Here is a 19,915-nt window from a genome sequence, read left to right on the forward strand (position 1 = left end):
TAGAAATTTACATATTAAACTAACAATAGGAGGCTTATGATGAATCAAAGAAAAATCGTAATGTTCATTGCGACAAGCTTAGATGGGTATATCGCGACGGAGGATGACTCTCTAGAGTGGTTATTTAAGGTGGATGGTGAAGGAGATAATGGATATTCTGACTTCTACGGCACAGTAGATACGGTAATTATGGGCAGACGCACGTATGACTGGCTTCTAGAACAAGAATTGGAAAGCTTCCCCTATGAGGGTAAGGAATGCTATGTTTTCTCAAGAACCCTCAGTGAGGATAATGAGAACGTCAAATTCTTCAGTGGAGATGTAGTCAACTTTACGAATCAATTGAAAAACAAAGAAGGTAAAAATATCTGGGTAATGGGTGGTGGAGATCTAATACACTCGTTTATCAATGCAAAATTAGTGGATGAGCTGATTATTACAGTGTCTCCTGTGTTAATCGGAAAAGGAATTCCTTTGTTTAAAGAAGTTGACTTTGTACTAGAGCTTACCTTAAAAAGCATCAATCGTTTTAATCAATTCGCCGAGTTGCGTTATGAAGTAAATAGATAAGCAAAAAGGACAAGACAGTGAAGCTTATTCACTTGTCTTGTCCTCTGTTATTTCACGGGAATCTAATTGGTCATAATTTTGTCCCCACGCTGTACGTATTCCAAAGATCACCAACATTATTCCAACAATTACATTTAATACTTTCAGAACAACTGGGTCTAAAAAAATAGTTAGAAAGCTTCCTAATATTGAAATAAACGTAAGAAAAATGAGGGTTGATAACACTGCACCTAGTCCAAAAGAATATATATCCTTCTGCTTAATGTTTTCTTGCACTAGCTTCGTTGCAAAAACACCCGCCCAAAAAAGAATCGTTAATGGATTGGAGAGAGTTAAAACAAGCGTTTTCCAAAATACAGTTTCTATACTTTGTTGAGAGAGAAAGTTAAAGCTTGGGATGATCGATAACCGAAAACCTCCTGCTATACTACTTAAACCAAACACAACAAGGACTGTTGCTCCAAAGTAACGAATGATTTCTTTCAATTTCCGATGCTTATTCAGTATCTTCCCTATTCCAAAAATTGCTGCAAGTATAAATAAGCAATCAATCATGGCTACCCCCAACACACCCGTTTCCGCTACTAAAAAACCAGATGTAGCTGCAGTCTGAAATATAAAAATGCAGATAGGTCCTACAGCGATCTGCAGAAACATTCCAAATCGAATTCCTTTCCAAATCATCTGCTATTCTCCTACCTGTTTGATATTTCTTTTAAAGTAGACAAAACAATCAATGTGTTGGATTTCTGGACCCCTTGAATGGATTTTAACTTTTCATTTAGAAAAATCTCTAACTTGCCGGTATCTTCTAATAATACTTTTAACATATAATCATATGCACCTGCCAGATGGTGGCATTCAATCACTTCGGAAAAATGAATAATCGTTTTTCTGAAGTGTTGAATATTGGCAGCATGATCGATATTTACAAATACAATTGCTAGCAATTTGTATCCCATTTTTTCACGGTTTATCTTAACTGTATATTGCTCAATGACGTTTGCTTCTTCTAATTTTTTGATTCGTTCTGATACAGCAGGTATAGACAGATTTACTTTTTTGCTAATTTCAGAAGCTGTAGACCTTCCATTGTGCTTTAAAGTCTCTAGAATTTTCGCATCAATAATATCCATATTCCAATCCCCCTTCGAAATCATATTTTAAACTATTATATGAAATTTATTTAAAATAATAAATGATTATTGAGTAATTCGATAAAAAATAAAGTTTTATCCAGTTTATCGTTATTTATATTTAAGTTCAATTGTATAATTTATATAAAAATCCTAATATTTTTAGGTCATTCTAAATTACCTCACCCTGAGCTAGCACATTACAAAACAAACCACTGATTGTTAGTTGAACCACTCGGGCTTTTACGGGCAGTTATCTCCTACTTATCGACTGCGGCGAAAGCAGGGAAAAGTGAACTTCAAATTATGCGTCAAACTAGACTTAAACAATCAAGTTCCCTCAACGCTATATTAAACATGGAACTATTTTTGAGGATAATGCGGCTAGTGGGATAGGATTGTAAGATTAATAATAGAGGAGTTAGAATTTAAGCATTAGTCAGAACTACAAAAAACGGAATGACTGCTACTTAGAACAACTTTCTATTGAAAGTATTGGAGAGAGGGGTTGTAAGTGTACAAATGGAAACAGCTATGGCATGTTTGGATTTCACTAATAAAATTAGTGAAAACGTAATAAAAAAACACAATATAGAAAAGGAAACAAATCCCATTTTATATTGTGGATTTCAGAATAATTTCTATTCATTATGCAACTCAGATAAAATCGACTTCTTTCTGATAAAAGTAGAAATAGGTATAGATATTATTTGCGTTAGAACAAACATTAATATAATAACAATCCAAGCACTATTAAAAGATACATAGAAACTAGTGTTTAAGGATAATGATATACCATATGTTAGGACTATGCCCATCACTATTCCAAATATGATTCCAATCAAATTAAATATAAATGAATTTATATAAATAACTTTACTTATTTGGGATGGTTCAAGAGAAATTGCCCTTAAAATAGCATATTCACGTCTATTACTTTGGATATTTGCATTCAAGGCATTCATAACTCCAAAAAGAGCAATAATGATTGTTATAGATAGAATAATCCATAACAACATAAACCTTTCATTTATTTGTTTATCGATGGATGAAAGTTCCTCTTCCAAGCTACTCCAATATAATTCAGGATATTCATTATTCATACTCTCCAATTTTTCAAAAATAATTGGTTTCATATTTTCTTCAGTATCTATCAAAATTGAACGTATACTAATATCTCTTTCTTCAATGATAGGATTATTACGATCTATAATAACACCCTCCTCAGCACCATCACCCGGTATATAAGGAATAACTGAAGCCACTTTTACCTCTCCCATTATCCCGTGCCCATTAGTAAAAGGAGGATTACCAAGGGTAATAATATCTCCAACCTTAACGCCTAAGTGTTTCGCAGTTTTTTTAGTGAATATTATCGAGTTTACTGTATATTCACTTTCTTCATCGATTATTCCTTGCTGTTGAAGAGCTGAAATATCCGTGTAAACAAATGGTAGAATTTCTTTTTCAGTTATTTTTTGTTTAGCATAAATTAGCTCATTCTTGCCTTTTAACCATTCTTGTTCACCCATACTGAAATCAAAGTTATATAACAATAAATTGTTTAAAGTACTAATAGGAATTGCTCTTTTTATTCCCTGAATTCCATAGACTTCTTCCATAATTCCTTCTGGGAGCGTACTGTTAATAAATTTATTACTGGAAGCAACAATATCCGTTGTATAAATCTTTGCTGCATTTTGTTCCATCTCTGACTTTAGTAACTGCAGAACAGATGGTATTAGAATAGATAGGCTTATAGATATAGCCATAATCTGTATGACTTTTGTATTTTGATTTCTTTCAGCTTTAAAGTTCTTTAGAGATATGATAGATTCATTTCCTCCTAGCATTACCAACACCGGTTGGAAGAACCTTATGATACTTGGAATAATATATGTAATACACATTAATAATCCCATAGCAAAGATGAGACTACCTACCAACCCTAATAAAGATGTTCTAGACTCTGCATTAATACCCGCCAAAACACTCTCTATTATTAGGAATAGAGTACCTGTCACAATAAATAGTATAAATAATACTTTCTTCCATTTTTTTGGATTTATTCTTGAATAATTAGATTTCCTATAAGCCTGAAGTGGAGAAATTTTAATCGCTTGCAAAGCAGGAACAAAAGATAAAACCGTTATGAACAACCAGCAAGTGAAGCAAATCAAAATTAATATCCCAAGATTAAAATTAAAGGGATTTATCGCTAAATTAAAGTTGGACTCAAGTAATGGCTTAAATCCTAACGAAAAAACTATGGATAAAAGAACCCCCAGAAAAACACCTATACTGTTAATTATTAAAGCTTCACTCATGATAAGCTTTAATATGTGTTTTTTATTAGCTCCAATCATTCGCATAGTGGCTATTTCTTTATCCCTTGAACGCAAAGCTAACTGAAAATTATTTAAAAATAAAAGTCCACTTAATATAACAATAAGTACTCCTAAACCCACGGTCAATAACTTCATATTGTAAACATTTTTCTTTACTTCATCAAATTCAGCCACTACATCAATGACCAAATCCTGGTCAATATTATTTCTTAAATATGTTATAGCTTCCTGAGCATCTACTTCAGGATTTAATTTTGCAAATATCAAATTCGAAGCCCCAACAATACCCATTTCGTCCTTAACTGAATCGATATTAAATAATATTATATCTGGGGCCGAAGAATCTTCTATATTAGGAATCACCTCTTTTACCTTTTTTTTCAGAGAACGTTGATCATTAAGAGGGATGGTTACTACTTCGCCAAGTTTTGCATTTAAATTGGTTGCCAATCTCTGGGTAAGAATTACCTCGTCCAAATCGATCGATGTATTATAATTATAAATTTGTTTAGACAAATAATGATTATCAACAGCTATGAAATACTTGTTATGTTGCGCACTGTCAAAGGATGAGGAAAATTGTTGAGGGTTCGTTATAACCTGGGATGTAGATACAAAATAATTTCCATTAGAAACTATTTCCGCTTCTTTAGCAGTAAGCAATTTTCCTTGTCTATATCCTATTCTTAGATCTGCTTCTCCGTACTTGTCAATAATCTCTATTTCCGTCGATTTTTCTAATTGACTAAAAAGAAAATTAGAACTTATTAGCAAACCGACTCCAAATCCAATTCCAATAATTGTGAAAAGGTATGATTTCTTTCTGAACTTAATAATTTTCAATGCCAATTTAAATAACATACTAAATCACACTTCCTTTATAGAAAGGTCTACTTTTTTACGAATTAAAGATGCTTCTTTCTCTTTATCAAGAGATTTATCATTTTTATACTCTTGTAATATTTTACCATCATTAAAAATTAACACACGATCTCCGTAAGTAGCCACATATGGATCGTGGGTTACCATTATGATTGATTGTTGGAGAGTTTTTTTCATTGTAACAAACAATTCCAAAATCTCTTTTGATGCTTTTGAATCTAAATTCCCAGTTGGCTCATCAGCCAACAAGATAGAAGGATTGTTAATAAAAGCTCGTGCAATAGCTACTCTTTGTTGTTGTCCACCAGATAATTGAAATATATATTCCTTCTTTTTGTGCTCAAGTCCGACTAAATTCAATAATTTTTCCGTTTTTCTTTTAATATCGGCCTTTGATTCACCGGTAAATAACAATGGTAGTTTTACATTTTCTTCCACATTAAATGCAGACATCAAATTAAAAAATTGAAAGACAAAGCCTAAATTTTCTCTTCTAAATTTGGATGATTGAGGTTCTTGGTGAAAATTACTTATTCGGTTTCCATTAATATAAAACTCACCTGCATCTGGCTTTTCTAATCCTCCTATTACATTTAAGAGAGTTGATTTTCCCGAACCACTTGGGCCCATGATAATCACGAATTCCCCTTTTTTTAATTCAATATTTAAATTATCCAGTACCCTTACTGTCCTACCTGCTTCTTTAAACTCTTTAATAACGTTGTAAGCTGCTAAAATATCTGTCACTTGTTTTTTCCTCCAATTAAGAGTTTATGTTAGATTAACAACTCAATATTTTTGTTTGTGTTTTCATACCATTTAGATTGTTTCCTATACATTTTAGCATACGTACCATCTTTTTCCATTAATTCATCATATGACCCCTGCTCAACAATTTTTCCTTTTTCTAGTACAATTATTTTATCAGCACTCCTTGTCGGTCCGAGTCTATGAGATATCATAAAGCTAGTTTTTCCTTTGGCTAATTCTTCAAAACAATTAAAAATTTCAAGTTCTGCATTCGGGTCCAATGCGGAAGTAGGTTCATCAAACACTAATATTTCTGCATCCTTTAAAAAAGCTCGAGCGATTGCTATTCTTTGCCATTGGCCTCCGGATAATTCTTGGCCTCCTTGAAATTCTCTTCCTAACGTTGTGTCTATATTCTTCGATAATTGTTCCAGTATATCTAAAAGATTTACTTTTCTAAGCATCTTTTTAATAGTTTCAGTATCACTCATTTTCTCTAAATTTCCAAATGCCACATTTTCTCTTAAGGTATATGCGTATTTGATAAAGTCTTGAAATACCACTGATACATTTTTTTTAAAAGCCCCTGGGTCTATATCATTAATATTAAGATTATCTAACTTTATGCTCCCTTGTGTTGGAGAATATAAACCTAACAAACAATTAATAAGAGTAGTTTTCCCCGCACCATTTTCTCCCACAATTGCTATTGTTTCTCCTTTTTTAATTTCAAAATTCAGATTTTTTAACACGTAACGTTCCTCATGAGAATATTTAAAACTCAAATTTTCTACTCTTAAAGAAGAAAATCCTTCAGAAGGGTATTGTTTCAATTTAGTATTTCTCTTTTGATTATTTTCGTCATCTAAAAAGTTAAATAAATTTCTAGAATATAAAAACGATTCAAATATCCCGCCTAAGTCTTCTCCTATCCCTCCTAAAGTACTTTGTATCATAATAACAGAACCCATTAGAGCAACATAATCCCCTACAGTTAAGTCCCCTTTTGAAATCTGTAACACGATAACAAAAGCAGCTGTAACTGCAGTTATCTGTAGAAAGAACATAGCTAATATTCTTGTAAAACTTTCTCGCTTATATTGTTTAACAAGCAAATTTCTTACCGTTTGAAATAAACTTGCCCACTTGGAAACTAAATAATGTTGTAAATTAAATATTCTTATCTCTTTTGCCGACTCTCTTTTTAACATCAAACGATACGAATAATCCATCGCTCTTGAATATTCTGTTGTGTTTACACTTAATTTATATCGTTTTTTCTTCATAATTAGTAATAATATTACCCCGGGTAAGGAGGAACATATTAAAATAATGGGCATCGACCAATGAATCACTGTGACTAAAACCATTATTCCTAGGAGGGATAATATTTTTTGTCCAAGTGTAAAGAATTTATTAATTAGTTCTATAGGGTTCTGATTGACTGCTTCTTTTGCAAGACTAACTCGATTATACATTTCTGCACTTTCGAATTCTGACATAGGCAAATCTATTGTCTTTTCTATTAAAGCCGTTTTCAATTTAAAATCAATGTCTTCTTTAATTAATAAGCTCAAAAAACTTGCTATTTCGTTCAATATACTGCTTACAAAAATAGAAATATACATTAGACTTATAATAAAAAAAATATAATATATTGTTTGTACCTCTTTGTTTAAACTAGCAATACTATCTACAGATAATTTTTGTAGCATGATTTGAAGTGCTGGAAATCCTGAACTCACAATAATAATAGTCATCCAAATTATAAAAGGACGTTTTTTATTTTTCCATATTAATTTGAATAGTCTACTGAATATTTTATAGTTAGATAATCCGAGGTTATTGGGCAATCTCACTCACCTCGCTACTCATAAATCTCTGAAAGTTTTTAGAGTTTATGGTCGAACGCTTTATGATAAAGTTATCCTTTTGAACGACAAAAGCAAAAGGAAAGGATCTTACTTTTAGGCGTTTAACTACATTTTCCGGATGTATTAACCAATAATCAAACTTATGCTTAGATACGCTCAATAATCTTTTTGCAGACACATCAGTGCCAATGACAAGGAATTTTATGTTCACATGCGCATTTGTACGTTTATAGTAATCCACTGTAGGAATTATTTCTCTGCAAAACTTACACTCTTCCTCAATAACAAAAAAATAGACATTGTCATTATTCTTAAAAAGAATATCTGGAAGAGGCTCCTTATTTACTAAGTTATTAGAGTTTAATATATTCGGGAATTTATTACCGGGAGGTAATCCATTAGCATCTTCAGAGACTTTCTTAACGACTTTTATGACATAGAATATTACAAGACTTTGAATAATAATAATTAGCCAAAGGGATAAGAGATGACCTGTCATCATATCCATCGTTAAAGACCTTTTAAATATGTAAAATTTATTTTATATACAGTAAGGCAAGTATAAATCAATACAAATGAAGGTAATAATATATATATAAATATATCTATTAGATTAATTTCCGCATTAAATTGGAAAAGAGTCATATCTCCCCAAATCAAAACAATTAAACTACATGGTGCTAGTATTAAATTGTGTAATACTCCACCAATCCCCATTTGTGTATTTAACAATTTTCCATAGCAATTACAAGAAATATCCTTACCTGTATTAATTGCATATAAATTTAAAAGGATGAATACAATAAATAGAAAAAAAGAAAAAGCAGCTGCCAATTTAATATATATCCCAAATATAAAACACAAACCCAAAGTTAATTCAATTACAGGGACTAAGATCCCGATTAGAATAGATAAATTTCGGCTAAATAAATTAAGTAACCTTATAACAAAAATAAACCCCTTTAGATTAAAGAGTTTAGAAACCGAAGCTAAAATTAAAATGATTCCGATCGTGACTGATGCTGAAAGAGCAAAAAACTCCACTATCTTAACCTCCTTGAAAATCTCCTTGTTTTATGAGAAATTAATTATTATCTGTTAGTTTCCATGCAACCACCAAAAAGAAGAGAATGCTTACATTCATTAAGATATGTCTATACGTAATTACAGAAGGTGCATTTAACTTAAAACATCCACAGCCATTTTCAAAATGTCTTCCATAATTAGTGATCATTACGGTCAAGAATATCACCTGTAATACAATTCCCGTTATTAATCCAACCACTCTAGTATGCGGAATTAACATCCATAAACTACTCATTAGTTCAGTTGTAACAATTATAATCGTTAACTTATGGGCAACCTTTGTTGTAAATTTATTACTATACTGCTTAACAATTCTCGAAAAACTAATTGGATTTCTAAACTTCTGTATCCCGCTTTTGTAATAAATTAAAGCAATAAAAAATACTATAACTAGTTGTATATAACCTATCACCTTTAGACTATACCTCCCTTTTCCACTGGCTAACAAATTCCTTAACAGAATCAATATGGTTAGGATCAGACAAATTCAACTCAAAATTTCCTGATATGTTTTTTCCATTTAACATAAAGATCAGAGTTGGAAAAAATTCGATGCTTAACCTTTTCGAAATCTCGAAATTTTCAGATGTAACCATTTCTCCTTCCATAACAATTATGTCCTCTCCAAAGCCTTTAAAAATAGAAAGTAATTTCTCTACTTTCTTATATACTTTGTTAGTTGTACTTAGATCAACACATAAAACATAGCCGGTATAGTTATTAGTTTGATCGATTAAATCTCCTTTACTTGGTAAACCTCTTACGAATTCTTCAGATTTTTGAATTTCTTTATTTATACTAATTGCAATCAAGACAGCAATGATAATTGTTATATAAAGTACCATTTCTCGATCTCTCCTAAACACCAACACTACTCTTTATTAAAAGAGTAGTGTTGGAATATTATATTAAACTAGCATGGTTATATTTATTAGTTAGTTAATTTATTTTTTATCTATTAGAAGTAGTGCAATATTAACAGTCATTATCTGAACTACATGCGTCACTTATAGCGCTGTTACTACATTTATCTGACCAATTGCAATTTCCCGTAAGTGAATTACATTTTTTATAAGCTTGGTTAAAATAACCAGTCTTATCTAAAAATGCATTTTCTCCTCCCCAACCACAAGTTCCTTGTATTACATCTGTAGAAGCTCCAAATTCAATAATAGTAGGTATTGCATAGTTCATAATTATCTCTCCCTTTTTTATGTTTTTTATATAAACTAACCATGTAGTTAATACCCTAATTAAGAAAACACTAAATCAAATTTCTTCTCAAATTTGTATAACCAGATTTCTAAAGTGAGTAGCAGCCAAATATCTTCTCTGACTCGCTTTCCTTGTCTCCAGTTATCTAATGTCTCAAGCCAATCTGATTTTTCAATAAGGCCCAATTCAGCTATTTTACACTGAGAGAAACAATCGTAAAGCTCTTTCCAATTATCTCTCAACCCTCTATATGTCAATGGTAAGTGCCCTGTTTTATCAAATCTTTCAATAATATTCTTAGGAAGGTGAGATTGTAACCCTCTTCGTACAAACATTTTGGATTGTCCATTCCCCCAACGATATTCACCGGGTACATTGTATAAAAACTCTATTAACCTTCTATCCAAAAACGGATGATTACAGTTAATATTTACATCTCTTCCAATTTCTCTATCAGCATAAATATGACTTTTTGTTCCATTTAATTGTAAGAATATTTCCTTTTGATTTATTTTTTTTATTTTTGTTAACTGATTTAGAAGAAAGGCATTTTGTTCAACGCCAAATTCTTTTAACCAATTGGAAGATACTAATGGAGAAATTCCATATTTCCAACCAGTTTGAAAAATAGATGTCCTAGAATCCTTTGTTAATGAGAATAGTTCTCTAAAAAAGGTTTGATACTTCATCCTCTTAACTAAATCTGATAACGAAACCATAGCTCCTGTTAAAAAATGATCCCCAGCGTAACCTGTTAATATGTTGGAAGCACCGCTATCTTTTGCTTTTTGTAAAATGGATTTTGTAAACAAATAAGTAGCTGAATTCACGTTTGGTTCATATGTCCAAGGAGAATCATTAGGAAAATTTTTAAAAGTTAAATGTTCGTCAGAAACTTCATATATTGGATCAGCATTATACATGGCCATTAATGGGTCAATATACTCTCTTTCATCGCATTCTGTTAACTCATCAAAAACACCACATACAGGGAGAATATTGGGATTTTCTAATCTTTTAACAACACTAAATATGCTAGTAGAATCTAATCCTCCACTTAACATGACAGAATTAATTTTGCTTTTTGAAGTTCTTGCTTCTACCGCCTTATATATTAATGAAACAAAATGTTCATCATAGTCTTTCAATGATGCATATTTAATTTCTTTTTCACTATCAAATAAATTCCAATATTCGCATTCTCGTATATCTCCGTTATCTTTATTAACTTTTACATAAGTAGAACTTGGAATTCTATTCACTTCTTTATATGGAGTGATACTAGTATCTATATTGCCATTCCAAATTAAAAACTCCTTAAAGTAATCTTTATTTATATTATTTTGATTAAAATATGCTTGAAGTAGAAAAATGTCACTTGCAAAAACTATATACTTATCTTGTTTAATCCAAAATAGACTTTTCACTCCTATTTGATCTCTGACTGCATATAATTCGTTAGATACTTCATCCCATAAAATAAATGCAAACTCTCCTATTAATTTGGAAAAACTATCTTTTCCTAAAATTCCAAAAATTCCTAACAAAACTTTCTCATCAGTATAAATTTTATTTGGATTTAAGTATTCATTAATTAAATCTGATCTATTATCTATTCTTATATCACCAATAACCTTTAAACTTTTATAAGTATTTATTTCAAAATAATCATTATCTACTAGAGAAGAATTTGAATATATACTCAAAATATCGACTTTTTCACTAGTTATATGATTCTTTGTATAATTTTCTTTTTCAAATATACTAATATCGTTTTGCATGGATTTAGTGTTGAAGCCATTCAGACAAAATATCCCTCTAAACAATTTCATAACTTTTCTCCTTTGACTTTAAAATGACCGAATATTGATTTGTTAATTCATTAGAATCATTTATATTCTCTTCAAACATCGTCAACCAAGCATGTGCAGAAAAAGGATACTTTCTAACTCCAATTACTAAATCAACAGGTAATTTAAATTCTGTTCTAAGGTATTTATAACCCAAGAAAGACCTATGCAGACACTCCGCTTTTTTGGGGTATAAAATACAAACTCTATCAATAAAATCTACCATTTGACTTACGTTTAAATAAGTTTCGTGAGTCAAACTCTTAACCTCTTTATTTTTTAGCAAATATAGTGATTCATATTTAATAAATACTTTATGAAATCCCATTTTTTTTAAACTGTAATCCAAAACTATGAGTGAACAGTAAATCTTAAAAAATAAAGTAATTTTATTTAATAGAGTCATTTCATTATTACCAGCCCTTTTTGTATTAATGAAGTTACAAATGATGTTACATCTTTTTTTACTTGCTCTTCCGGAATATTATACAGAGACCCTATATATCTTGATATTTCATCAAAATTGTGATTTTCCTCCAACTTACCCCAAATGATACTCCCTACTATATCTAAACCAAAAAACTTTTCACCTGTAAAATCAAAAACCACTAATTCTCCATCTTCTTCTACAATAGTGACGCCTTCTTTTATTTTATAACTCACTTGATCCACCAACCTATCTAAATGATTCTACTCACATTATTATTTGAAAATATAAAGTTAATCGAATAAACAGAATTTTTAATTTAAATGTTACCTATTTGTAAACCAATTTCACTCCTTCATAACTCCAAATATTGTAACTTAATGTAGAATAATCAGTTGTTCTAATTTCACATAAAAATATTTTCCATTAAATTCCATATATGATGTTGTTATTAAAACTAGATTTAGAATAACATATGATTTTTTCGAGAGAATTTAAGCTTTATTTAGAAATATGGTGAACAACGATATATACGCTTCAACAATAAGAAAATTTTCTAAAAAACTTTGGAAATACTACCAAAAAAAGACGAGTAAACCCTTCTATTTTTTCAATAGAAGGGTAAGTATCGAAAATGCCCACCTATTTTTCAAGTGGATATTTGTATATGATTTATTTTATTTTGGTTGTGTTCGCAGCGATAGTCTGGAGGGGCTGTCTCTGACTATGCTAGTAAATGATCAAGTGCTTTTTACCCATCACATCAATTAACGGCAATTGCTAGAATACACATGTAATTCAGTGAATTTAGTTAATTTTCTTTGCTCGTTTCGACAATGCTATAAATGATGGCGCAGTTTTTAGCACCCTTTATCTATTTAGCGAACGGTCAGTTTTGGAGACCAAGGATGATAAGTTTAAATAGCACATTCGCTGGGATTATTATTGATTTCTAGTCAATTCATTTAAAAAAGTGATAGGAATTTTGGTTATATTGTTTCGCACAGTTGATTACTGTACTTTTATCATGTCTACAGATAACGCAATTGTTTCATAACTTTCGCGACCTCTTAAATATCTTTTTAAAGCTATGATTTTCACTACAGTCTATCTAAATTTAGTCAAAAAACTGAACCTCTAATTATTAGATGGTGTCTATTCTTTCAGTTTGCAATTGACAGTGAATATTTATTACAGAATTGCAGTACTTCTTCCACTTCGGCTAGTTTTTCCTCACTTTCACTTCTAAAGGCATGGGATAACCATCGACATGTTGACTTTTGCCGGAAAATAAACCTGCAAACGATAACTGAATTGTTTCCTAGGTAGCTTTTTCAGCAACTATCCGATTTGACCTATACGCTTTTCAAATGAATAAGTAAGCGTTTAAGCATTTCCCAAACGAAGAATTGCTTAAACGCTTACTTATTACCCAGTCAGTTTATTACAATCAACATTACCTCACACGATGTTAGTTAGACTTTGATAAAACTCCGGAACTAATAATGTTCCAGACGATTAAATAAAAGAGCAATTACAAGAATAAGTAACACATATTTACATAAGACTATTGACGTTATCTAAATATTTGTAATACAGTTAAAAAAACGGAATTTTTGTTATCCTTTAACACTAGAATTAAAATTCATTTTAGTTCAATACACCTAAAGGAGGTGATAATTATGAATTTTGGAAAAGTTATCAAGTTTCATCGTGTAAAAAAAGGATTGACTCAAGAAGAGTTAGTAACCGGTTTAATCTCAATATCTTATTTATCTAAAATTGAAAATGGACTTTCAAAAGTTAGTCCTGATATAATCGAAGAGATATTCTTGAGATTAGGCATCCAGCATACTATAGTAAATGAAATTGAACTAAATGAAGAAATAAAATCATGGTATCAATTAATAATAAATAATAACTTAGAAAAATCTAAAGAAGTTTATTATGAACTAATTAAAATCAAAAATAGCAGCTCATTTTATACAAATTCTTTGTTTAGTTTAGTATCCATTAGATATTTTTTAACATTAGGGAAATTGGATGAAGCAAAAAAAATTATTAATGAGTTATCAGGAGTAAAAAAAGAATTTTCAAATGAATTACTTTTTTACTTCTATAAATTCAAGGGTACCTTCGAATATTTAAATAACAACTTTGCGGAAGCCTATAATTCTTATAAACAGGCAGAATCTCTATTTGATTCAACTATCCTGCCCTTAGAACGTGCAGATGTTTTTTACTCTCTTGGAATGGTGACAACGCAGTTATTAAAGCCTTACCTTGCAATTTATTATACTAAACAAGCTCTTGAATTGTTTAGAGATCAATATGTCTTACACAGATGTAGCGATTGCCATTTGCTTCTCGGCATATTATTCATACGTTCAAAAGAATATGATGAAGCAGCCTCTCATTATCAATGGGCAAGTAAATTGGCTAAAGAAGTAAATCATCAATCTTTATTTGGTATTATTGAACATAACATAGGTTACCTTTATTATATACAAGGGCAATATACTACTGCTTTGCAATACTATGAAAGGAGCGTGAATATAAAAGGGACTGAATCCAGTAAACTTAATACGATAATCTGCATAATGAAGATATACTATAAACAAAATAATGAAGAAAAATTAATAAGTTGGTTAGCAGCAGGCGAACCATATATTTCTTATGTATCATCAAAAGACAGTGTTTTGTTCCATGAATATCAAATTTTTAGACACTTGGCACGAAAAGAATATGAGGACTTCATCTATTATACAACTAAAGTAGCTCTTCCCTTCTTCGAGAAACAGGGATCTTATCCAAATTCATCCTATTATTCTGGTCTTATAGCAGAATACTTTAAAGAAAAACGAAAATACAAACAATCCTCTTATTATTTTGAGTATTGTAAGAAAATATTAAACAAAAAATTATAAAACGATAAGTGAGGGTGCAATTGTGAAAAAAAAATTCTATATAGTAATCTTAATAATTTCTATTTCCCCGTTATTTTCATCTCACGTCAATAATAATTTTTCTAATACAAGTAAAGAATTTTCTTCAGCATTAAAATATGAATTAGCGAGTGGGGAAGAATTTCCACCTATACTTCAAAATAGCAACACCAACCAGTCTTAGAATTACTAGAGGAATATTTGTCCCTTAAGAGTCTTATATCATTAATATGATTCTTAAGGAGCTTTTTATAATTGGTTTAAGTGAATATCTTGGATACAAAACATGCTAATACTAGTAATAGTAGTAGTAGTAGTAGTAGTAGTAGTAGTAGTAGTAGTAGTAGTAGTAGTAGTAGTAGTAGTAGTACAAATCAAGGCCATGGTTTGGTCGCTTAGCTTTTGGGACTGGATACTGACATGCGAAAGTGATACGTGCGCCATATTTTAGAGCCACTTCTGACAAATTCTAGGGACACTAAAGACAAAAAAGAGCAACCTCCTGCATAATTAATTTTACCCGATTTTGCGTAAAATTAATTATGCAGGAGGTTTTTATGTTGATTAAGTATCGATAATTAATTAGCCTCAGCGCCCAAGAATTAAGCAATCGTGGAATTACTTCCAGTTGTGGGTGTTCAAGAAACCCTGTTGTTGATATCTGTGAGAATGAAAAGAAATCTCTTATAGCTATCGCCAATTCTGTCGGTATTATAATTGCTATTTCTCCAACTATAATACTCACACATTCACATAATACAATTTTCCACTCCTTTCCATGAAAACTTTCAAAGAAATAGCCGTAATAGCAAAAATAAAGAGTGATTTATTTCATATTTTCTCAATTGTAAAGTAACCATATTACCTTTAATATGAAAATGTAGTGAAAATAGGAAAAAGGGGGATGTAATATGAAAAGAAAATTTATTATTCTGTCTTTAACAGTTTTGTTTTTATTTGGTGCAGGTACCTTTACTAGTGCATCGGAAAATAGTTCTTCTTATCTTTACGATATTTTGATTTTACAGCCTGACGTTACTAGCCAAGAATTATTGTCTAGTATTCAAGAAGTTTCAAATAACACAGGTGAGTCAGAAAACCAGATTCTAGAACACATTTATAAAGAATTGAAGGAGAATCAAGAGCAAGGTCTTCGAGAATCTAAAACTTATAAAACAAATGTCGAATCTCAAATATTTGGTGGTACTGGCGGAACAGTTAGCGTTGGATCAAGTACAAAGGGGAACTTTTACTATACTCCTTCTCAAACAGCATACTTAGATCATGGGCATGTTGGCATGTACTATACTCCCACTACAATTGTAGAATCTGTACCAACTGATGGTGTCCGCACAATATCAACTACTGCAAGAAAGGTAGATAGCTCAGGGGCTTTAGTAAAGTCTGTTAATACTTCTACTGCAAATAGGGATGCTGCAGCAAACTGGGCTTTTACTCAGGTGGGAGAGAATTACTCCTATAATTTTGCAACTAACCGCATTACTAGCTATACCGGAGCCAAAAACTGTTCTAAATTAATATGGGCCGCGTTTAAACAGTATGGTAATCTTGATTTAGACGATGATGGTGGACTTGGTGTGTATCCTAGGGATATACGCGATGCACCTGATACTACATTAGTTCGAAATATTTAAAAAGAAAGGCTGTCCGAAAAGGCTTTTAAATGAAGACAAATTAAAATCAGTCTCTTTTTTCTATTATAATTCCATTACTTTTCATTAATCGGTATATAATGTTCGAATTTTTAATGGAATTTTATTTTTATAAGTGCAAAGTGTTCAGTTAAAAAAAGAGGCTATCCTAAAAATGTACTTTTGGGGTAGCCTCTTCTTCATATTAAACTTTAAACCGTGTTGGGGGCTTACATTAAATGAAAAAATTTAGAGATCTTGTCTTAGTTATAATTATTTTAGGGTTAACTTATTATATTGTTTATTCCTTATTTTTCAGCGCTCCGAGTATTAATAGCAGTTTACTCGTAACTAAAGAAGATATTAAGAAAGATGACTTCCTAGATAATAAAAAAGCTGTTATTTATCTCTCCACAACTGCCGATCAAGATTTAGATGGTGATGGAATTAGTTACGCAATATTTATTGATAAAAATGGAAAATCACAAGGATTAATTATGGAAGGGCTGGAGTTAGGTAGTACAGCTGTACATAACAAAAGTATATTTTTAGAAGATAAAGGAAGAGTAAGAATTATTGGAGAAAATTATAAAGAATTTCCTATGGAAAGTAATCAATATACTGGTGAAAGAACTGGATTTTTAGAAGATAAAAACATTTTCTTTAGTATTTATAATAGCGGCTTTAATAAAAATGGAAATGACTATAATTCAGACGTTCGCTATGGAAACGAAAAGGAATTTAAAACTGGCACTATTCCTTTTTATATAGCTTCATCAGGTCTGAATGGAACCGAAGTAGATATATTGACACAAGATATTAATAAGAATGAATTTAATCTTAGAAAAGTAATTTTCGATAAAACGATTAAAATACAACATATAACTAGAGTTAATACTCCCAAAAACGAATATCTTAATTCATTATCCCCTATATTAGCAGACAGTAAATACTATTATTTAATCTTATCTTCTATTTTAGATGACTTTAATGAAAAAATTTATCTTTATAGAATAGATAAATATAGTTATAAACAAAAAGTTTTCGATTTTATAGAATATAATAATATTAATGATCTTGTAGCAACTATTCCATACAATTTTAAAAACTCCGCTTATATTTATAAAAATGAATTGTACTTTGTGAATGGTCTAGGTGATGTCTATACTTTTAATACAGCAAACCAAAAAATAACCAAAAAATTTACTCTAAATAACGCAAGTCATTCTAAAATAAGACATAATGAAGAAACCTATTTTAAAGATAATTATCTATATGTATTGAGGTATAGCGAAAAAAAAGACAACAAATATTATTTAGAGAAATATTTGCTGGACGATGGAAAACTTAGTGAATCTATGGATATTATAGGTTTTGATGAATTATTAAGAAGTATAAAAAGAAAAAACGTGTATTCCTATGATTTGAAAATTTTAGACTAATCACAGTATTCCTAAGTTCTTATCTTTAACAGTCTACTCTTATACCATCACGGTAATTGTGGCTTTGAAATTCCGTCTTTCCAGAATTGAAGTTTTCACAAACGCAACATTTATTCATTCGTTTTCCCTTTATAATATTTGCTGTTTTTGATTAAAGTATACAAATCATTGGTCAGGCAAATTTTATTTTGTATGAATCCTTCATATTACCACAATATAGTAGGAATACGGGCAGCATATGCCGAGCATTCATAGCCTAACGTTACGTTATTCGTTCTTAAGTACAAAAATTGACTTTAATTTTTAACTATATTTCATCAGAAAAATGTCCTTTCACGATGGGAAATGGACGTTTTTGGTTTGTTTAGCTTTTAAAATAAGAGAAGGTTAAGACCCCATTAATCTTTTATATTTTCACAACCATCCCTTTATCTTCTTAAATAAGAATAATTCTTCTTTGCTTGATTACTACGTTTTTTAACATAAATTGAACAATCTTATGCAAATCATTCTCTTTTTTGGGTTTTTCATTAGCCTTACGTGTACATCATCCAATTCAATCTCTAAGTCTACTTAGTAACCACTCATATGTAAGAGCCTCAAAGGCATAGGGTCATAGAAGCTTAGTATCGTTTATCTGTTCCGAGAATCTCACTTATGGTCAGATAAACCCAGTTCCCTTCTTTAATTTGTTTTACTTCTCACCGGTTGGATAGAGTTAGAAAAAGTTTTGAATGGTTACTTCCTTTTCTTTTATTCTTTTTTGAATTTCCTTGTAATCCAGTACCCTTTCTTCATCCGCATCCGTTATTTCAAGTTCAGATTCATCAAATCAAGCCCTAACTCCCATTTTTCTTTGATTACTCCAGTGATTGTATGATAACCAGAAGATGGAGTAGATGTTGGTGCTTCTTTTTCTTATGTGGCCGCTGTTTGTGAATTCACTACTCTATTAGTATTAGTGGATTTTTAGTGCCTACTAAACTGCGCCACATAACTTCCAAATACTTCGGATTGCCAATCTTCCCCAAATTTCATTGGGAACATTCCACTGACGAATAGGTAGCTAGTCTTGATAGATTTTATTTGCGCTTTTTTGGTGCTTACTATTTTCCAGTATTAATACAAAATATAATGCAAAAAATTAATTTTGTAAAAGGCGAGTAAATCTAGAACTAGTCTTTGTACTTGTCATTGTATTTAAAAAGTATCAGGTTTTATCAATACCTGATACTTTTTTCGACTTATCTATTCTGTGATATTCCGATATTTGAATTACCCGAACTCCTTTAGTGTTCAGTTCATGGTAAATCCCTCTGCTATCTGTAAATGAAATATATTCATCCCGTTCTTTTCGAATTAACTCTTCCGCTTTTTCTTGAGACTCAACATGTATGAACCTTCTTATATAATGCTCTTCATCAAAAAAGTAAGTTACTTTGAATTCTTTCACCTTTTATATCTCCTGTTCGTAAAATATAATGCTAATTTGTTCGACATTATTAGTTTCATTACTTACTATAATTTCCTACAGTATAACTTAGTTTTCTCGTATTTAAACTTCTCTTATTTCTTTCGTTGCACCAGAAATCGCAGCAATACACAATAATTTCCTTGTCTTTTGGTATTCCATTTTAGTTACTGCTACCAAAATAGCGAGATTTTTATAAGAAAAGGATTATAAAATTAAAGAATTGATCGGGGGTATTACAGCATGGAAAGAAATGAAATTCCCTGT

19 protein-coding genes are annotated in these 19,915 nt (G+C 30.7%); 5 read left to right on the forward strand and 14 right to left on the reverse strand.

The window, feature by feature from the left end; all coding sequences use genetic code 11:
* The first annotated feature begins 39 nt into the window (after positions 1 to 39).
* Positions 40 to 570, forward strand: a complete 531-nt coding sequence (locus KD050_RS07750; protein WP_370627194.1) for a dihydrofolate reductase family protein — start codon at positions 40 to 42, stop codon at positions 568 to 570.
* A gap of 24 nt (positions 571 to 594) precedes the next feature.
* Here the strand turns inward: KD050_RS07750 and KD050_RS07755 are convergent, their stop codons facing one another.
* The 13 genes from KD050_RS07755 to KD050_RS07815 all read right to left on the reverse strand — a co-directional run bounded on the left by KD050_RS07755 (position 595) and on the right by KD050_RS07815 (position 12,374).
* Positions 595 to 1,254: a LysE/ArgO family amino acid transporter gene (locus KD050_RS07755; protein ID WP_211895613.1), complete on the reverse strand. Its 660-nt coding sequence runs from the start codon at positions 1,252 to 1,254 to the stop codon at positions 595 to 597.
* A gap of 11 nt (positions 1,255 to 1,265) precedes the next feature.
* Entirely contained in the window at positions 1,266 to 1,706 is a 441-nt protein-coding gene (locus KD050_RS07760; protein ID WP_211895614.1) for an Lrp/AsnC family transcriptional regulator, read from the reverse strand.
* A 641-nt stretch (positions 1,707 to 2,347) separates the two neighbouring features.
* Positions 2,348 to 4,915: an ABC transporter permease gene (locus KD050_RS07765; protein WP_211895615.1), complete on the reverse strand. Its 2,568-nt coding sequence runs from the start codon at positions 4,913 to 4,915 to the stop codon at positions 2,348 to 2,350.
* Positions 4,916 to 4,921: 6 nt separating this feature from the next.
* A complete protein-coding gene (locus tag KD050_RS07770) occupies positions 4,922 to 5,683 on the reverse strand; it encodes an ABC transporter ATP-binding protein (protein ID WP_211895616.1) in 762 nt (253 codons plus the stop codon).
* Between the two features lie 29 nt (positions 5,684 to 5,712).
* Positions 5,713 to 7,545 carry an ABC transporter ATP-binding protein gene (locus KD050_RS07775; protein WP_211895617.1) on the reverse strand — a complete coding sequence of 611 codons (1,833 nt, stop codon included), beginning with the start codon at positions 7,543 to 7,545 and terminating at the stop codon, positions 5,713 to 5,715.
* Entirely contained in the window at positions 7,529 to 8,068 is a 540-nt protein-coding gene (locus KD050_RS07780) for a hypothetical protein (protein ID WP_211895618.1), read from the reverse strand. The genes KD050_RS07775 and KD050_RS07780 overlap by 17 nt, the downstream gene beginning before the upstream one ends.
* 2 nt (positions 8,069 to 8,070) lie before the next feature.
* Positions 8,071 to 8,604: a MauE/DoxX family redox-associated membrane protein gene (locus KD050_RS07785; RefSeq protein ID WP_211895619.1), complete on the reverse strand. Its 534-nt coding sequence runs from the start codon at positions 8,602 to 8,604 to the stop codon at positions 8,071 to 8,073.
* A gap of 40 nt (positions 8,605 to 8,644) precedes the next feature.
* Complete coding sequence (locus tag KD050_RS21510) at positions 8,645 to 9,058, reverse strand: MauE/DoxX family redox-associated membrane protein (RefSeq protein WP_211895620.1); 414 nt, start codon at positions 9,056 to 9,058, stop codon at positions 8,645 to 8,647.
* Between the two features lie 7 nt (positions 9,059 to 9,065).
* Positions 9,066 to 9,491 carry a hypothetical protein gene (locus KD050_RS07795; protein ID WP_211895621.1) on the reverse strand — a complete coding sequence of 142 codons (426 nt, stop codon included), beginning with the start codon at positions 9,489 to 9,491 and terminating at the stop codon, positions 9,066 to 9,068.
* Positions 9,492 to 9,621: 130 nt separating this feature from the next.
* On the reverse strand, positions 9,622 to 9,840 hold the full coding sequence (locus KD050_RS07800; protein ID WP_211895622.1) for a hypothetical protein: 219 nt from the start codon (positions 9,838 to 9,840) through the stop codon (positions 9,622 to 9,624).
* Positions 9,841 to 9,899: 59 nt separating this feature from the next.
* Complete coding sequence (locus KD050_RS07805; protein ID WP_211895623.1) at positions 9,900 to 11,693, reverse strand: asparagine synthase-related protein; 1,794 nt, start codon at positions 11,691 to 11,693, stop codon at positions 9,900 to 9,902.
* On the reverse strand, positions 11,680 to 11,970 hold the full coding sequence (locus KD050_RS07810; protein WP_211895624.1) for a lasso peptide biosynthesis B2 protein: 291 nt from the start codon (positions 11,968 to 11,970) through the stop codon (positions 11,680 to 11,682). The genes KD050_RS07805 and KD050_RS07810 overlap by 14 nt, the downstream gene beginning before the upstream one ends.
* Before the next feature lie 143 nt (positions 11,971 to 12,113).
* A complete protein-coding gene (locus tag KD050_RS07815) occupies positions 12,114 to 12,374 on the reverse strand; it encodes a PqqD family protein (RefSeq protein ID WP_211895625.1) in 261 nt (86 codons plus the stop codon).
* Positions 12,375 to 13,820: 1,446 nt separating this feature from the next.
* Here KD050_RS07815 and KD050_RS07820 point away from each other — a divergent pair.
* The 4 genes from KD050_RS07820 to KD050_RS07835 all read left to right on the forward strand — a co-directional run bounded on the left by KD050_RS07820 (position 13,821) and on the right by KD050_RS07835 (position 18,177).
* The gene (locus tag KD050_RS07820) at positions 13,821 to 15,065 is read left to right on the forward strand and encodes a helix-turn-helix transcriptional regulator (protein ID WP_211895626.1); all 1,245 of its coding nucleotides are present in this window, start codon (positions 13,821 to 13,823) and stop codon (positions 15,063 to 15,065) included.
* Between the two features lie 304 nt (positions 15,066 to 15,369).
* A complete protein-coding gene (locus tag KD050_RS07825; RefSeq protein ID WP_211895627.1) occupies positions 15,370 to 15,534 on the forward strand; it encodes a hypothetical protein in 165 nt (54 codons plus the stop codon).
* 460 nt (positions 15,535 to 15,994) lie between these two features.
* The gene (locus tag KD050_RS07830) at positions 15,995 to 16,738 is read left to right on the forward strand and encodes a hypothetical protein (protein ID WP_211895628.1); all 744 of its coding nucleotides are present in this window, start codon (positions 15,995 to 15,997) and stop codon (positions 16,736 to 16,738) included.
* A gap of 236 nt (positions 16,739 to 16,974) precedes the next feature.
* Complete coding sequence (locus KD050_RS07835) at positions 16,975 to 18,177, forward strand: hypothetical protein (RefSeq protein WP_211895629.1); 1,203 nt, start codon at positions 16,975 to 16,977, stop codon at positions 18,175 to 18,177.
* Positions 18,178 to 19,387: 1,210 nt separating this feature from the next.
* Here KD050_RS07835 and KD050_RS07840 read toward each other — a convergent pair.
* Complete coding sequence (locus KD050_RS07840) at positions 19,388 to 19,630, reverse strand: hypothetical protein (protein WP_211895630.1); 243 nt, start codon at positions 19,628 to 19,630, stop codon at positions 19,388 to 19,390.
* Positions 19,631 to 19,915: the final 285 nt, after the last annotated feature.

Source organism: Psychrobacillus sp. INOP01 (assembly GCF_018140925.1).
Taxonomy (GTDB): Bacteria; Bacillota; Bacilli; order Bacillales_A; family Planococcaceae; genus Psychrobacillus.

What these genes read in the sequence shown, in the direction of transcription:
- KD050_RS07750 (WP_370627194.1), top strand. Translation starts at nt 40, where the DNA reads ATGAATCAAAGAAAAATCGTAATGTTCATTGCGACAAGCTTAGATGGG.
- KD050_RS07755 (WP_211895613.1), bottom strand. Translation starts at nt 1,254, where the DNA reads ATGATTTGGAAAGGAATTCGATTTGGAATGTTTCTGCAGATCGCTGTA.
- KD050_RS07760 (WP_211895614.1), bottom strand. Translation starts at nt 1,706, where the DNA reads ATGGATATTATTGATGCGAAAATTCTAGAGACTTTAAAGCACAATGGA.
- KD050_RS07765 (WP_211895615.1), bottom strand. Translation starts at nt 4,915, where the DNA reads ATGTTATTTAAATTGGCATTGAAAATTATTAAGTTCAGAAAGAAATCA.
- KD050_RS07780 (WP_211895618.1), bottom strand. Translation starts at nt 8,068, where the DNA reads ATGGATATGATGACAGGTCATCTCTTATCCCTTTGGCTAATTATTATT.
- KD050_RS07795 (WP_211895621.1), bottom strand. Translation starts at nt 9,491, where the DNA reads ATGGTACTTTATATAACAATTATCATTGCTGTCTTGATTGCAATTAGT.
- KD050_RS07800 (WP_211895622.1), bottom strand. Translation starts at nt 9,840, where the DNA reads ATGAACTATGCAATACCTACTATTATTGAATTTGGAGCTTCTACAGAT.
- KD050_RS07805 (WP_211895623.1), bottom strand. Translation starts at nt 11,693, where the DNA reads ATGAAATTGTTTAGAGGGATATTTTGTCTGAATGGCTTCAACACTAAA.
- KD050_RS07820 (WP_211895626.1), top strand. Translation starts at nt 13,821, where the DNA reads ATGAATTTTGGAAAAGTTATCAAGTTTCATCGTGTAAAAAAAGGATTG.
- KD050_RS07825 (WP_211895627.1), top strand. Translation starts at nt 15,370, where the DNA reads ATGCTAATACTAGTAATAGTAGTAGTAGTAGTAGTAGTAGTAGTAGTA.
- KD050_RS07830 (WP_211895628.1), top strand. Translation starts at nt 15,995, where the DNA reads ATGAAAAGAAAATTTATTATTCTGTCTTTAACAGTTTTGTTTTTATTT.
- KD050_RS07835 (WP_211895629.1), top strand. Translation starts at nt 16,975, where the DNA reads ATGAAAAAATTTAGAGATCTTGTCTTAGTTATAATTATTTTAGGGTTA.